Source organism: Kribbella sp. NPDC104740, from assembly GCF_055583505.1.
The window spans coordinates 677376-692220 of the sequence record NZ_JBVJNV010000004.1 but is presented as its reverse complement, the minus strand read 5'-3'; the positions used below and the strand labels follow the sequence as shown (position 1 = coordinate 692220).

Here is a 14845-nt window from a genome sequence, read left to right as displayed (position 1 = left end):
TTGTCAGCCGACGCGCTGCACGGCGTCGAAGCGGTCGACGGCGACCTGCACCGCCGCCTGACGGGTGTCGGCGACCTCGTTCTCCTTCAGCGTCCGGTCCGCGGCGCGGAAGCGGAGCGCGAAGGCGAGCGACTTCTTGCCTTCGCCGATCTGCTCGCCCGTGTACACGTCGAACAACCGGATCGACTCCAGCAGCTCGCCGGCACCCTCGACCAGCGCGGCCTCGACATCGGCCGCCGGTACGTCGGCCGCGACGATCAGCGCCACGTCCTCCTTGGCCACCGGGTACGACGAGAACGGCTGCGCCGTCACCGACGCCGGCCCGGCCGCGATCAGCGCGTCCAGGTCGAGCTCGACCGCGCTCGACCGCTTCGGCAGACCGAACGCCTGGCACACCTTCGGGTGCAGCTCGCCGGCGTACCCGATCACCGTGCGCCCGGCCTCGGCGGAGCCCGTCGTCGCGATCGACAGCTCGGCGCAGCGACCGGGGTGCCACGGCGCGCGCTCCGCGTTGCGGACGTCGACCTCGACGCCGATCGATGTCGCGATCGCGCGGGCGACCTGCACGGCGTCGGCCCAGCTGACCTGCTCGCCCTTGCCCCACCAACCGGTCGGCGTCCGCGCGCCGGTCAGCACGACCCCGATGTGCAGCGGCTGCTCCGGCAGCGCGGCGTACAGGGCCTGCAGCTCGTCCTCGCTCGGCCGCTGCGCGACCGACGGCAGCGGCGCCGCCTTCGCGTCGGCCTTCGGGAGGAAGACCAGCCCGGTCTGGAAGATCGCGAGATCCGTCGACCCGCGCCCGACGTTGCGCTCGGCGGTGCGGAGCAGCGTCGGCAGGAGCGACGTCTGCATCGACGGCTCCTCGTCGGACAACGGGTTGACCAGCTTCACCGTCGTACGCCGTGCGTCGTCGGCGGCCAGCCCCATCGCGTCGAAGTCCGCGTCCCCGACGAACGGGTAGGACACGACCTCCGTCAGCCCAGCACCGACGAGCGCCGTGGCAACCCGCCGACGCCGCCGCTGCGACACCGTCAGGCCCTGGCCACCCGGAGCCGGCGGCAGCACCGACGGCACGTTGTCGAATCCGAACAGCCGGATGACCTCTTCGGCGAAGTCGTTGGGGTCCCGCAGATCCGGCCGCCACGACGGCGGCGTCACCGTCACCAGCTCGGCCGAAGAATCCTTCGCACCAACAGCAAACGCAGCCGGTACGGCGTCAGCACCAGCTGCCGCAACCTCGCACCCGACCGACTCCAAGTGCCGCGTGCTCTCCTCGACCGTGATCGCCGCCCCCGCGACCCGCGCCGCATGGTCGGCCCGGAAGGTCACCGAAGGCGACGCCGGGTGCGTGTCGATCAGCGTCTCGTCGGCAACGATCGTCCCGCCCGCCAGCTCGGCCAGCAGATCAGCGACGCGCTGCGCGGCGTACCGCGGAAGCTCCGGGTCGACCTCGCGCTCGAAGCGCCGGGACGCCTCCGACGACAGCTTGTGCCGTCGCGACGCCCGGGCGATCACGATCGGGTCGAAGTGCGCGGCCTCGATCACCACGTCGGTGGTCGAGTCGGAGATCTCCGTCGACGCGCCGCCCATCACACCGGCGATGCCGATCGGGCCGGAGTCGTCGGTGATCAGCAGGTCCTCGGGGTCCAGCTCGCGGGTCTGGTCGTCGAGCGTCATCAGCTTCTCGCCGGCCGTCGCCCGGCGGACGACGATCTCGCCGCTCAGCCGGTCCTTGTCGTACCCGTGGATCGGCTGGCCGAGCTCGAGCATCACGTAGTTGGTGACGTCGACCCCGATCGAGATCGGCCGCATCCCCGACGCGACCAGCCGCTGCTGCAGCCAGCGCGGCGACGGCGCCTTCGGGTCGATCCCGGTCACCGTCCGGGTGACGAACACGCTGCACCCGTCCGCGTCGTCGACGCGCACCGGGTAACCACCGTCACCCGACCCGTTCAGCGCCAGCGCGGCCGGGTCCTTCAGCTCCACCCCGTACGCCGTCGCGGCCTCGCGGGCCATCCCGCGGATCGACAGGCAGTACCCGCGGTCGGGCGTGACGGCGATGTCGAGCACGTCGTCGCGCAGCGACAGCAGCTCGATCGCGTCGTCGCCCGGCGTCGCCTCGCCCGGCTGCAGCACCACGATGCCGTGCGTGCCGTCGTCGCCGAGACCCAGCTCGGAGCTGGAGCAGATCATCCCCGAGGAGACGTGCCCGTAGGTCTTGCGCGCCGAGATCGCGAACCCGCCGGGCAGCACCGCGCCCGGCAGCACGACCACGACCAGGTCGCCGACCTCGAAGTTGCTCGCACCGCAGACGACCCACTGCGGCTCGTCCTTGCCGATGTCGAGCGAGCACCAGCGGATGGTCTTGCCGTTCTTCTGCGGCTCCGGCTCGTAGCTCAGCACCTTGCCGACCACCAGCGGGCCGGTCAGGTCGGACTCGACGACGGTCTCCACCTCGAGCCCGGCCCGGACCAGCTTCTCGCCGACCTCGCGACCGGTGACACCCTCCGGCAGCTCGGCGTACTCACGAAGCCACGACAGTGGGACCCGCATCAGATCTCCATCCCGAACTGGCGGCTGAACCGCACGTCACCCTCGACCATGTCCCGCATGTCCTGCACCCCGTTGCGGAACATCAGCGTCCGCTCCAGGCCCATCCCGAACGCGAAGCCCGAGTACCGCTCCGGGTCGATCCCGCAGGCCTGCAGGACCCGCGGGTTGACCACGCCGCAGCCGCCCCACTCGATCCAGCCCTCGCTGCCGCAGGTCCGGCACGGGCGGTCGGGGTTGCCGACCGAGGCGCCGCGGCAGACGAAGCAGAGCAGGTCGACCTCGGCCGACGGCTCGGTGAACGGGAAGAAGTTCGGCCGCAGCCGGGCCTCCAGGCCCTCGCCGAACATCGACACGACGAAGTGGTCCAGCGTGCCCTTCAGGTGGGCGAGCGTGATGCCCTCGTCCACGACCAGGCCCTCGACCTGGTAGAAGACCGGCGTGTGCGTCGCGTCCAGCTCGTCGGTGCGGAACACGCGGCCCGGGCAGATCACGTAGATCGGCGGCTTGCGGGTCAGCATCGAGCGGGCCTGCACCGGCGAGGTGTGGGTGCGCAGGACCGTCCCGGAGCCGGCCGGCTCGACGAAGAAGGTGTCCTGCATCTGCCGCGCCGGGTGGTCGGGCTGGAAATTCAGGGCGTCGAAGTTCAGCCACTCGGCCTCGACCTCGGGGCCTTCGGCGACGTCCCAGCCGAGCGCGGTGAAGACGTCGGCGATCTGCTCGGAGATCAGCGACAGCGGGTGCCGCGCGCCGGGCTGCGGGCTGGTCCACGGCAGCGTCACGTCGACCTGCTCGGTGGCCAGCATCCGCTCCTCGTGCTCGGCCTCGAGCACGGCCAGGCGGCCGGCGTACGCGTCGGTGATCAGCTTGCGGGCCGAGCCGATCCGCTGGCCGGCCTCCTTGCGGCCCTGCGGCGGCAGCGCGCCGATCTCGCGGTTGGCCAGCGCGATCGGGGACCGCTCGCCGAGGTGGGCCAGCTTGGCCTCCTGCAGCGCCGCCAGGTCGGCCGCGGTCCGGAAGGCGTCGAGGGCCTCGTCCCGCGTCCGTTCGACCACGTCGGCGTGCAACGGAGTCACCTCGACGGGGTCGTAGTTCTTGTTGGGACCGGACATGGCTCACTCTCGGGTCGCTGATTCCTAACCTGCTGCTGGCAGTCTAGGAACCCGCGGCGCCGGAGCGTGAATCGGTTGTCCACAGCGGGCACAATCGGAGCGTCACCCGCCGACTACCCGCCTGCCCAGCAGCCGAGCCGAAAGCAGTCCCGTATGACGAGCGCCGACCTCACCACGACCGCCACCGAGCCCGGATCCGACACCCCGCCGGCGCTGCGCTGGCTGCTCGCCGCCGGCGGAGCGATCGGGTTCCTGGCCGCGTTCGTGCTGACCGTGGAGAAGTTCCACGTGCTCACCGACCCGAACTACACGCCGAGCTGCAGCATCAACTCGGTGCTGTCCTGCGGCTCGGTGATGTCGACCCCGCAGGCCGCGCTGTTCGGTTTCCCGAACCCGCTGCTCGGCATCGGCGGCTTCGCGATCGTCACGACCCTCGGCGTGCTGCTGGTCAGCGGTGTCCGGTTCCCGCGCTGGATCTGGCTCGGCCTGCAGGTCGGCGTGACGGCGGCCGCCGTACTGATCCACTGGCTGATCTACCAGAGCATCTACTCGATCGGCGCGCTGTGCCCGTACTGCATGGTCGTGTGGGCGGTGACGATCCCGACGTTCTGGTACGTCACCCTGCACAACTTCCGCGACACCCGCTGGGTCCGCTCACTCAGCGGCTACCACGCGGTCGTGATCGGGGCCTGGGCCCTGTTCGTCACCGGCATCATCCTGACCCGCTTCTGGCTCGGCAACGGCTGACCTGCGCGGCAGCACGAACAGCGCCACCAATGCACCGGCGGCAGCGCCGACCAGGCCCGCGGTCATGGCGATCGACATCGCGTCGGTGAACGCCTCGCGCGCGACCTCGACGTACTGACCGCCCAGCGCCAGCGTCTCCGCGATCGAGTCCCGCGCCGGGACGTCGTCGGGCAGAGCAGCCGAGTACGCCGCCGCGAGGACGCTGCCCAGTACGGCGACCGACAGCGCGGCGCCGGTCTGCTGCACGGTGTCGTTCATCGCCGACCCGACGCCGCGGTGCTCGGCCGGGACCGCCTGCATGAGCAGCGTGTACGCCGCCGGACCGGCCAAGCCGCCGCCGATGCCCATCACCATCAGGCCGACGATCAGCAGCCCGTACCCCGTGCCCGTGGTGACCTGCGTGAGGATGCCGAACCCGGCCGCGATCACCACCAGCCCGCTCGCGATCAGGGTCCGGTCGGCGAACTTCTTGCCGAGCGTCGCGCCGATGCCGTTGAACAGCATCGCCGAGACGGCGTACGGGATCAGGGCGAGACCGGCCTTCAGCGGGCTGTAGGCCAGCACGAACTGCAGGTACTGCGTGAGCGCGAGCAACAGGCCGCCCGCGGTGAACGACAGCAGCACGATCGAGAGGCTGGTGCCGCTGAAGTTGCGGTCCCGGAAGAGCTGCAGCGGGACCATCGGGTGCGGGGTGCGCCTTTCCCACCAGGCAAAGGCGATCAGCGCGACGACGCCGATGGCGAGGCCGCCGAGGACGCGACCCGAGCCGAGACCGTCGACCGGGATCGAGATGATCGCCCACACCACGGCCGACATCCCGACCACCGACAGCAGCGCGCCGAGCGGGTCGACCGCGCGGGCCGGGCCCTTCGACTCCGGGATCAGCGCGATCGTGCCGGCGATCGCGAGCACCGCGATCGGCAGGTTGATCAGGAAGATCGAGCCCCACCAGAAGTGCTCGAGCAGGACACCACCGATGGTCGGACCGGCGACCACGCCGACCATCGCGACCGTCGACCAGGCGGCCATCGCCTTGCGCTGTTCCTGCGGCGGGAAGACCGTGAACAGCAGCGACAGCGTGCTCGGCATCAGCAGCGACCCGCCGACGCCCATCAGCCCACGACAGGCGATCAGCTGCCACGGGTTGGTCGCGAGAGTGGCCAGCACCGACGCGGCACCGAAGACCACCAGCCCGATGATCAGCATCCGGCGCCGGCCGAACCGGTCGGACAGGCTTCCGGCGGTCAGCAGCAGGCCGGCGAACGCCAGGATGTAGGCGTCGATGATCCACTGCACGTCGGCCGGGGTGGCGGACAGGTCGCGCATCAGCGACGGGATGGCCAGGTTCAGGACGGTGTTGTCGACCACCAGCACCATCACGCTCAGACACAGAATCAGCAGGATCCACCAGCGCCGGGGGTGCCCCGTCTGGCTCCACTCGAACGATGTACTAGTCACTCGCACACTGTACGACGAACTAGAACAGTGTGCGAGTCGGATTAGACTGGGCGCCATGGAATCGATCTGGACCCGGCAACGGACCGCCGCGCCGGCCCGCGAGACCCTGAGCCGCGACCAGATCGTCAAGGCGACCATGGAGCTCCTCGACACCGACGGCGCGGCCGGCCTGAGCATGCGCAAGCTCGCCGCCCGCCTCGACTCGGGCGCGACCAGCCTGTACTGGCACGTGCAGACCAAGGACGACCTGCTCGACCTGGTCATCGACGAGGTGTACGGCGAGATCGACGTCCCCGACGCCGACCTGGCCGGCTGGCGGGCCGGCGTCCTGCTGCTCGCGCACAACCTGCGCGCCGCGGTCCTGCGGCACGGCTGGATCCCCGAGGTCATCTACATCCGGCCGAGCATCGGCCCGAACGCCGTGAAGATGGGCTCGAGGGGACTCGCCCTGTTCGAGGCCGCCGGCTTCACCGACAACGAGATCGACTACGCCCTCGGCGCCGTCCTGGCCTTCGTCTTCGGCAACGCCAACTCCCAGGCGGCCTGGCGCGCCTCGCTACGCCGGGCCGGCACCACCGAGGACGAGTGGAAAGCCGTCGTCCTGAAGGAAGCCGACCAGGTCACCACCGGCCACCAGGAGATGCGCGACTCGATCGACCGCCGCCGGGTCCTGGACGCCGAACGCCTCCAGAACGAACAGTTCTCCTACGGCCTCGACAGCCTGCTCGACGGTCTGGAGAAGCGCCTCACGCGCTGAGGTGGATCGGGTTCGTCCAGGCTCTGCGGCCGTTGGCGTCCTCGACGGTGACGCGGCAGTGCAGGCCACGGAAGAGCTTCAGGGGCAGGGCGCACTCGGTCAGGTCGGTGCCTTGGACGACATCGGCGCCGGGGTGGCCGCCGGTGAGCAGAATCTTGGTGGCGGGTGAGCAGCTGACGACGACGTGGTCGTCCTCGAGACGTACGTCGTACAGCTCGGGGCCGGTGCTGGAGTAGTAGTGGCCGGCTTTCAACGCGGTCAAGAGGCTTGCCGGGTCGAGAGACTCGGCGCGGACGTGCACCCAGGCCTGGCAGGGCGGCGGGTCCTGGGGTTGCAGGTGCGCGTCGTCCGCGGCGTACGTCGTGAGGCGGTGGCCGCGGTTGAGGAGGACGTCGGTGAGGTGCCAGCTGTCGCCGCGGTTCTCGCGGTCGGCGAGGGCGTTGTAGACCTCGACGGCGTGCGCGGCGTCGAGACTGACGGCGTCGTCGGCGGTCAGGAGCGAAGCCGCGGGGTGGGCCAGGCCGACGAAGGCGCCGGCGTCGCGAGCGCGGCGGGCGATCTCGGGACCGGTCTCACCCTTGATCGGCGGCGCGAAGTCGAGCGGGAGGCCGGCAGCGACGATGTGCCACTGCGGACCGGCCTCGGTACGTGGTGCGTGCAGCTCGGCGCCGATCAGGGTGGTGAATGTGTCCGCGCGGAGGTCCCGGGTGTCTGTCACCGGGTAGTCGTACTCGGCGCGGAAGTGATCGGTGATGGCGACGAAGTCGTAGCCGGCGTCGCGGTAGACCTGCGCGGTCTCGTACGGCGTGAGCGCGCCGTCGGAGCGGTTCGAGTGGGTGTGCAGGTTGCCGCGCCAGAACCGGCCGGCCAGGTCGAACGGGAGACCCGAGGCGGACGCCGAGGGCTCGCCTGCAGCGGAGCTCACCGGCGCTGGGCGCGGGCCGAGGCGTACAGGCAGACGGCGGCGGCCGTGGCGAGGTTGAGGCTCTCGGCGCGGCCGTAGATCGGGACCTTCACCGAGCGGTCGACGATCGCGTCGTAGCCGTCGGGCAGGCCGTGCGCCTCGTTGCCGAACAGCCAGACCGTCGGCTTGGCCAGCGTGCCGTCGTCGATGCACTCGTCGAGGTCGAAGCTGCCGTAGCCGTCGGCGGCCAGGACCTGGATGCCCTGCTCGCGCCACGCCTTCGCGGCGGCCGGGACCTCCACGTCGAGCGAGATCGGTACGTGGAACAAGCTGCCGACGCTCGCCCGGACAGCCTTCGGGTTGTGCGGGTCCACGGACTCCGCGGACAGCACGACGGCGTCCGCGCCGGCCGCGTCGGCGGTGCGGATCAGGGTGCCGACGTTGCCCGGGTCGCGGACCTGCACGCCGACGGCCACCAGCGACGCCGTACGCCGTACGGCGTCGTCGAGCGACACGTCGACCAGCGAGCACACGGCGACCACGCCCTGGGACGTGACGGTCTCGCTGAGCGCCTCGACACCGGCCCGGTTCACCTCGAACCAGGGCACGCCGGCGACCGTCGCCAGGTCCCGCAGGTCGCGGTGCCGGGTGGCGACGTCGGGCTCGGCGTACACCTCGATGACGAGCTCGCGGTGCTCGAGCGCCTCGCGGACGGCCTGCGGGCCCTCGACGAGGAAGCGTCCGGTCTTGCGCCGGAACGCGCGAGTGGCGAGCCTGCGGGCCTGCTTGATCCGCACGGACTGTGCGGTCAGCAGACCAGGGCTCGCCACTCGAGTGCTACTACTGGGAGCGGTGATGCTCAGGCCGCGGTCGACGGCGCGTTGACGTCCGCCGGCAGGGCAGCCTTGGCCACGACGACCAGCGCGCTGAACGCGGCCGGGTCGTTGACGGCCAGGTCGGCCAGGATCTTGCGGTCGACCTCGACCTCGGCCAGCCGCAGGCCCTGGATGAACCGGTTGTAGGTCAGGCCCTCCGCGCGGGTCGCCGCGTTGATCCGCTGGATCCACAGCTTGCGGAAGTCGCCCTTGCGCGCCTTGCGGTCACGGTAGGCGTAGACGAGCGAGTGGGTGACCTGCTCCTTGGCCTTGCGGTACAGGCGCGAGCGCTGACCGCGGTAGCCGCTGGCCTGCTCGAGGACGACCCGGCGCTTCTTGTGGGCGTTGACTGCCCGCTTCACGCGTGCCATGAGGTGTTACTCCTTGTATTTCTGCGCCGGAGAAGTCGATCCACTCGGCGGGGATGTTCGGGGGTGGGGAAGAAGGACTCAGATACCGAGGAGCTTCTTGGCCTTCTTGACGTACGACGGCGCGACCTCGACGGTGCCGGACAGGCGGCGCTTGCGCTTGGACGACTTCGCCTCGGCGAGGTGGCGGACACCGGTCTGCTCGCGGCGGATCTTGCCCGAACCGGTCACCCGGACGCGCTTCTTCATCCCCGAGTGGGTCTTCATCTTCGGCATGGCTGTTTGCTCTCTCGTTTCTTCGTTGACTCGATCCGGTGGACCGGCTCCGACCCGCGAGGGCCGGAGCGACGGATCACTCCGGGTCGAGGTTGTCGGCCGGACCCTTCGGCTTCTTGGTGGCGCCGGCGGCGCGCTCGGCCTCGTGCTGCTGGACCTGCTCGGCGCGTTCGACGCGCTCGGCTTCCTGCTCGGCCTCGCGCTCGGCGACCTTCTTGGCCTTCTCGGCTTCCACGTCCACGCGCGCCTCGGACTTCTTCTTGTGCGGTCCGAGCACCATGATCATGTTCCGGCCGTCCTGACGCGGCGAGGACTCGACGAAGCCGAGCTCGGTGACGTCTTCGGCCAGCCGCTGCAGCAGCCGGAACCCCAGCTCGGGGCGGGACTGCTCGCGACCACGGAACATGATCGTGATCTTCACCTTGTCACCGGCACGGAGGAAGCGGACGACGTGACCCTTCTTGGTCTCGTAGTCGTGCGGGTCGATCTTCGGCCGCAGCTTCATCTCTTTGATGACGGTGTTGGTCTGGTTCCGGCGGGACTCGCGCGCCTTCTGCGCGGTCTCGTACTTGTACTTGCCGAAATCCATCAGCTTGCAGACCGGCGGGCGTGCCGTGGCCGCAACCTCGACCAGGTCGAGATCGGCTTCCTGTGCCAACCGAAGAGCGTCTTCGATCCGGACGATGCCTACCTGCTCACCGTTCGGTCCGACCAGACGCACCTCGGGAACGCGGATGCGCTCGTTGACGCGCAGTTCAATGGTGATGGGTCCTCCTGGGTTGTTCGAAACTGGTGCCACCTGCTGATCGCCCCGGGGACTTCCGCCAGGAACGACGAAGGCCTCCGTGCGCGATCCACACGAAGGCCCAATTCCCAGATCGACGGCCCGCCAGCCCCGGCCTGCGGGGTGGTACGCCGTACGATCGCCGATGGTGCTCCGGCGGTGAAGCCGGGACCTCGGCGTGACCGGGACCCGCCGACTCTTCGTCGACTGGGTGGGAGGTGGCCCTCCGCTTAGACCTGAACCGCTGGATCGCTCTGAGTATTCCGCTCAGGGGTCACCGTCGGACCGGGTCGGTCGCCATGCAAGAGTAGCAGCATGACCGACCCGATCTCCACTTCGCCCGACGCAGCCACCGACTCCCCCGCCGTGGAGGAGTCCCGGGTGGACCCGATGTCGACCGTCTCCCGCGACATCGCGGAGGTCCCGAGCGTGGAGATCATCTCGACCGCGGCACTGCACCTGATGAGCGCCGCCGCGGTGAACCTCGGCCTGGCCGAGGACCTGCCCGACCACCAGGACCTGGACGAGGCCCGCTCCCTGATCGACGCCCTGGCCGGCCTGCTCGACGCCTCCGCCCCGAGCCTCGGCCACCACCACGCCGCTCCCCTGCGCGACGGCCTGCGCTCCCTGCAGCTCGCCTTCAAGGAAGCCTCCACCATCCCCGACGAGCCCGGCGCGGGCCCCGGCGAGAAGTACACCGGCGAGGTCCACCCGAAGGCGTCGCGCCGCCGCTGAGCACAACAGCCCCGGCCGCGCGAGCGACCGGGGCTGTCGGCAGTACGGCGTACTAGCCCTTCACTGCGCCTTCCTCGACGCCCTTGAAGAAGAAGCGCTGGAGGGTGGCGAAGACGATCACGATCGGGATGAACGCGATCATCGTGCCCGCCGCGATCAGGCGGGGGTTGTTGCTGAAGGTGCCCGACAGGTACTGGAGACCGACCGTCAGCGTGTACTTGTCTGGATCAGTCAGCACGATCAGCGGCCAGAGGAAGTCGTCCCAGGCGCCGATGAAGGCGAAGATCGCGACCACGCTGATCGTGCCGCGGACACTCGGCAGCGCGATGTAGCGGAAGCGTTGCCAGACGTTGGCGCCGTCGACGATCGCGGCCTGGTCGACCTCGATCGGCAGCGAGCGGAACGCGTTGTACATCAGCAGCACGTTCAGCGCGCCGATCATCCCGGGCAGCGCGACGCCGAACAGCGTGTTCGCGAGGCCGAACTCGCGGACCGTCACGTACTGGCTGATGATCGTCACCTCACCCGGCAGCACCAGCGTCGCCAGGAACAGCCCGAGGACGAGCTTGCGGCCCCGGAACTGCAGCCGGGACAGCGCGAAACCGGCCAGCGACGAGCCGATGATGTTGCCTCCGACAACCAGTACGGCGACCTGCAGCGAGTTGCGCATGTAGTCCCAGACCGGGATGGTGTCGGCCACCGCGCCGTAGTGGTCGAGCGTCGGCTGGGCCGGCAGCAGCCGTGGGATCCGGGTGTAGATGTCCTCGCCGGAGCCCTTCAGCGACGTCGACAGCTGCCACAGGAACGGCCCGATCGTGATCAGCAGCACGAACACGAGCAGGACGTAGCGGACCGCCTTCTCGGTCGGCGACATCGCGTTGAAGCTGAACGTGCCGCGCTTGCGTACCGGCGTACCGGGTTGGTCCGGTACGGTGACCGGCCGCGCGGGATCGGTGACGACACTCATGCGTCGGCCGCCTTCCGGTTGAGCCGGGCCAAGGCCAGCATCGGGACGACGGTGACGAAGAACAGCACGATCGACAGCGCCGAGGCGTAGCCGAGGTTGCCCTCGAAGCCCTGGCTGTACTGCTGGATCAGCATCACCACCGACGAGTCGCGACCGCCCGGTCCGCCGTTGCCGCCGCTGAGGATGAACAGCTCGGAGAAGACCCGCAGCGCCGACACCGAGATCAGGATCGCGATCAGGATCATCGTGCCGCGCACACCTGGGATCGTGATGTTGGTGAAGCGCCGGAAGGCACTCGCGCCGTCGACCGCGGCCGCCTCGTGCAGCTCACGGCCGACGTTCCCGAGCGCGGCCAGGTAGATGATCATGTAGTAGCCGAGCCCCTTCCAAATGGTCAGGCTGATCGCGCTGAACAGCAGCAGCCACTGGTCGGACAGGAACGGCAGCGGCCCGGAGATGACGCCGAGCTTCTCGGCCATCCCGTTGACCAGGCCGCGGTCGTCGAGGATCCACTGCCAGATCAGCGCGACGACGACCGCGGACGCCACCACCGGGGTGTAGAAGGCGGTCCGGAAGAACGTGATCCCGGGCAGCTTCTTCTCCACCAGGACCGCCAGCGCGAGCGGCACGATCGTCAGGAACGGCAGGCAGACGATCATGTACACGATGCTGTTCAGCAACGCCCAGCGCAGCTGCTCGTCGTGCAGCAGGGCCTCGAAGTTCTTCAGCCCGACGAAGGTCCCGCCGCCGATCGGCCTGGCGTTGGTGAACGACAGGATCACGGTGTTGATCGACGGCCACAGGTTGAACACCAGCAACCAGGCGAGTGCCGGGACGACCAGCACCCACGGGGAGAACCACCGGTGGTAGCGCATCGCGTTACTGGGCCAGCAGCTGGTCGGCCTTGGCGACCGCGGCGTCCAGCGCCTTCTGCGAGGTCACCTTGCCCGAGATCGCCAGCGAGATCTGCTGGTTGATGAAGTCGTTGGTGGCGCCGCTGATCACGGCCGGCTGCAGCGACTTGGCCTTGGCCAGCGACTCGAACGCGAGCACCTTGGCGTCGCTCTCCGGCGTACCGTCGGACTTGGAGAAGTACGGGTCGTTCGCGGACGCCTTGGTGGACGGGAAGATGTTCACGATCTTGGCGAACGCGGCCTGGTTCTCGGCGTTGGTGACGAACTTGGCCAGTGCGATCGCGGCGGCCTGGTTCTTCGACTTGGCCGAGACCGACAGCCCCTGCACGTACAGCGGCGGGGTGTCCAGGGCCGGCGACGGGACGACCTTGCCCTTCAGCGACGGGTTGTCCTTCTGGAAGTCGACGATCGCGTTGCCGCCACCGGTGGTCCAGGCGACCTTGCCCTGGGTGAAGAGCTTGGAGTTGCCCAGGTACTCCTGGGTCAGGATGTCGCGCGGCAGGTACCCGTTCTTGTAGGCGTCGCGGTACTTGTCCAGCAGGGCGACGGCCTCGGGGGTGTTGAAGGTGAACTTCTTGCCGTCGTCGCTGAGGATCTTGACGCCCGCGTTGGTGAAGTCGCCGATGCCGGGCAGCCGGCTCATCAGGTACTCCTTGCCGCCGGACTTGTCGTGCATCACCTTCGCGGCCGCGAGCAGCTCGTCGAAGGTCTTCGGCGGGTTCTTCGCGTCCAGACCGGCCGCGGCGAACTTGGTGGCGTTCCAGTAGTCGATGTCGGTGTTCAGGTACCACGGGTAGCCGAAGGTGCCCTCGACACCCTGGTACTGGTACGCCGAGACGCCGCCCTCGACGTAGTCGGTCTTCACCGCCGGGTCGGCCGCGGCGACGTCGAGCAGCAGGCTCTGCTTGGCCAGCGGCAGCGCGAACTCCGGCGGCAGGTTGGTCACGTCGGGCAGCTGGCCGGCCGAGGCCTGGCTGAGCACCTTCTTGTCGTAGCCGTCACCGGGCTGGTCCAGCCAGGTCACCTTGGTGCCGGGGTACTTGGCCTCGAAGTCCTTGATCACGCCCTCGACGTACGTCGTGAACTTCGGCTTCAGCGCCCAGGTCTGGAAGCTGACCTCACCGGTCACCTTCGCGTTCGCGTCGACGGTCGGCTGGGCGCCGGACGAGGACTCCTCCGAGGATCCGAGGCCGCAGCCGGCCAGGGTGAGCGCGGCGACGGCGAGTGCTGCCACCGGGGCGAAACGACGACTGGGCATGGAATTCTCCTGTGGTGATAAACCGGTATAGCTCCTGCACTATCCACATCGTAGAATCCGCTGTCAAGGGTGGGGACCGACCAGGAGGTGGCCGATGGCCAGACCGACGATCGCGGACATCGCGGACCGCGCGGGCGTGTCCAAGGGCGCGGTGTCGTTCGCGCTGAACGGGCGTCCCGGGGTGAGCGAGGCGACCCGGGCCAGGATCCTGGCGATCGCCGAGCAGATGGCCTGGCGGCCGCACAGCGCGGCGCGGGCGCTGGGGGCTTCGCGGGTGGACTCGGTCGGGCTGGTGATCGCGCGGCCGGCGCGGACGCTCGGCGTGGAGCCGTTCTTCGCGCACCTGGTCTCCGGGCTGCAGTCCGGCCTGTCCGCGCACGGGATCTCGCTGCAGCTGCTGATCGTCGAGGACACCGAGGCCGAGATCGAGGTCTACCGGCGCTGGCACTCCGAGCACCGGGTGGACGGCGTGATCCTGGTCGACCTGACCGTCCGGGACCCGAGGATCGACGAGCTGAAGGCGCTGGAGCTGCCGGCCGTGGTGATCGGCGGCCGAGGAGGCAAGGGCGCACTGCCGTCGGTGTGGGCCTCGGACCGGGACGCGATGCTGGCCGTCGTGGAGTACCTGGCCGCGCTCGGCCACCGGCGGATCGCCCACGTCGCCGGTACGCCGAACTTCCAGCACACCCAGCGCCGGATGCGCGCGCTGCGCGACGCCGCACCCCGGCTCGGGCTACTGGAAGCACCGTCGCTCACCACTGACTTCAGCGACGCCGAGGGCGCCGCCACGACCCGGAAGCTGCTCTCCCAGGCGGTCCGGCCGACCGCGATCGTCTACGACAGCGACGTGATGGCGGTGGCCGGTCTCGGGGTCGCGATGGAGATGGGCGTCCCGGTCCCCGGCGAGCTGTCGATCGTGGCCTTCGACGACTCGATCCTGACCCAGCTGATGCACCCGGCACTGACCGCGCTGTCCCGCGACACCTTCGAGTTCGGCCGCCAGGCGGCCGAGGTGCTGCTCGAGGTGATCGCCGCGCCGGGGACCACGATCAACCGCCGGACGGCCGATCCGGTGCTCACCGTCCGGGAGTCCACCGCTCCCCCGTCTTGCCCGGAACACTAAACCGATTTAGTCTTTTT

General features: G+C 69.6%; 15 protein-coding genes. 4 read left to right on the top strand and 11 right to left on the bottom strand.

What is annotated here, in order from left to right:
- Positions 1–3: 3 nt before the first annotated feature.
- Together pheT and pheS are read right to left on the bottom strand one after the other, a co-directional pair.
- Positions 4–2553, bottom strand: coding sequence for a phenylalanine--tRNA ligase subunit beta (gene pheT, locus ACZ6Z4_RS24485; RefSeq protein ID WP_465568841.1), 2550 nt, complete (start codon positions 2551–2553; stop codon positions 4–6).
- Positions 2553–3662, bottom strand: a complete 1110-nt coding sequence (gene pheS / locus ACZ6Z4_RS24480) for a phenylalanine--tRNA ligase subunit alpha (protein ID WP_363665194.1) — start codon at positions 3660–3662, stop codon at positions 2553–2555. Before pheS ends, pheT begins: the two co-directional genes overlap by 1 nt.
- Before the next feature lie 153 nt (positions 3663–3815).
- Between pheS and ACZ6Z4_RS24475 the strand changes: the two genes are divergently transcribed.
- On the top strand, positions 3816–4409 hold the full coding sequence (locus tag ACZ6Z4_RS24475; protein WP_465568839.1) for a vitamin K epoxide reductase family protein: 594 nt from the start codon (positions 3816–3818) through the stop codon (positions 4407–4409).
- Here the strand turns inward: ACZ6Z4_RS24475 and ACZ6Z4_RS24470 are convergent.
- Positions 4317–5867, bottom strand: coding sequence for an MFS transporter (locus tag ACZ6Z4_RS24470; protein ID WP_465568838.1), 1551 nt, complete (start codon positions 5865–5867; stop codon positions 4317–4319). The genes ACZ6Z4_RS24475 and ACZ6Z4_RS24470 overlap by 93 nt on opposite strands.
- 55 nt (positions 5868–5922) lie before the next feature.
- Between ACZ6Z4_RS24470 and ACZ6Z4_RS24465 the strand changes: the two genes are divergently transcribed.
- Positions 5923–6624 carry a TetR/AcrR family transcriptional regulator C-terminal domain-containing protein gene (locus ACZ6Z4_RS24465; RefSeq protein ID WP_465568836.1) on the top strand — a complete coding sequence of 234 codons (702 nt, stop codon included), beginning with the start codon at positions 5923–5925 and terminating at the stop codon, positions 6622–6624.
- Here the strand turns inward: ACZ6Z4_RS24465 and ACZ6Z4_RS24460 are convergent.
- The 5 genes from ACZ6Z4_RS24460 to infC all read right to left on the bottom strand — a co-directional run bounded on the left by ACZ6Z4_RS24460 (position 6614) and on the right by infC (position 9846).
- Positions 6614–7549, bottom strand: coding sequence for a CehA/McbA family metallohydrolase (locus ACZ6Z4_RS24460; protein ID WP_465568834.1), 936 nt, complete (start codon positions 7547–7549; stop codon positions 6614–6616). The genes ACZ6Z4_RS24465 and ACZ6Z4_RS24460 overlap by 11 nt on opposite strands.
- On the bottom strand, positions 7546–8358 hold the full coding sequence (locus tag ACZ6Z4_RS24455; RefSeq protein ID WP_465568831.1) for a TrmH family RNA methyltransferase: 813 nt from the start codon (positions 8356–8358) through the stop codon (positions 7546–7548). Before ACZ6Z4_RS24455 ends, ACZ6Z4_RS24460 begins: the two co-directional genes overlap by 4 nt.
- A 29-nt stretch (positions 8359–8387) precedes the next feature.
- Positions 8388–8774 (bottom strand): 50S ribosomal protein L20, encoded by a 387-nt coding sequence (rplT, locus tag ACZ6Z4_RS24450; RefSeq protein WP_184797282.1) that lies wholly within the window; start codon positions 8772–8774, stop codon positions 8388–8390.
- Positions 8775–8852: 78 nt separating this feature from the next.
- Positions 8853–9047, bottom strand: a complete 195-nt coding sequence (rpmI, locus tag ACZ6Z4_RS24445) for a 50S ribosomal protein L35 (RefSeq protein ID WP_344180008.1) — start codon at positions 9045–9047, stop codon at positions 8853–8855.
- Between the two features lie 76 nt (positions 9048–9123).
- On the bottom strand, positions 9124–9846 hold the full coding sequence (gene infC / locus ACZ6Z4_RS24440) for a translation initiation factor IF-3 (protein ID WP_465568829.1): 723 nt from the start codon (positions 9844–9846) through the stop codon (positions 9124–9126).
- Positions 9847–10146: 300 nt separating this feature from the next.
- Between infC and ACZ6Z4_RS24435 the strand changes: the two genes are divergently transcribed.
- Positions 10147–10566 (top strand): DUF1844 domain-containing protein, encoded by a 420-nt coding sequence (locus tag ACZ6Z4_RS24435; protein ID WP_465568827.1) that lies wholly within the window; start codon positions 10147–10149, stop codon positions 10564–10566.
- Between the two features lie 52 nt (positions 10567–10618).
- Here the strand turns inward: ACZ6Z4_RS24435 and ACZ6Z4_RS24430 are convergent, their stop codons facing one another.
- The 3 genes from ACZ6Z4_RS24430 to ACZ6Z4_RS24420 form a co-directional block, all read right to left on the bottom strand.
- On the bottom strand, positions 10619–11440 hold the full coding sequence (locus ACZ6Z4_RS24430; RefSeq protein WP_465569269.1) for a carbohydrate ABC transporter permease: 822 nt from the start codon (positions 11438–11440) through the stop codon (positions 10619–10621).
- Between the two features lie 89 nt (positions 11441–11529).
- Entirely contained in the window at positions 11530–12408 is an 879-nt protein-coding gene (locus ACZ6Z4_RS24425; RefSeq protein ID WP_363665202.1) for a carbohydrate ABC transporter permease, read from the bottom strand.
- Between the two features lie 4 nt (positions 12409–12412).
- Complete coding sequence (locus tag ACZ6Z4_RS24420; RefSeq protein WP_465568824.1) at positions 12413–13705, bottom strand: ABC transporter substrate-binding protein; 1293 nt, start codon at positions 13703–13705, stop codon at positions 12413–12415.
- A gap of 94 nt (positions 13706–13799) precedes the next feature.
- On the opposite strand from ACZ6Z4_RS24420, the gene ACZ6Z4_RS24415 reads away from it, so the two are divergent.
- The gene (locus tag ACZ6Z4_RS24415; protein ID WP_363665204.1) at positions 13800–14828 is read left to right on the top strand and encodes a LacI family DNA-binding transcriptional regulator; all 1029 of its coding nucleotides are present in this window, start codon (positions 13800–13802) and stop codon (positions 14826–14828) included.
- Positions 14829–14845 lie beyond the last annotated feature (17 nt).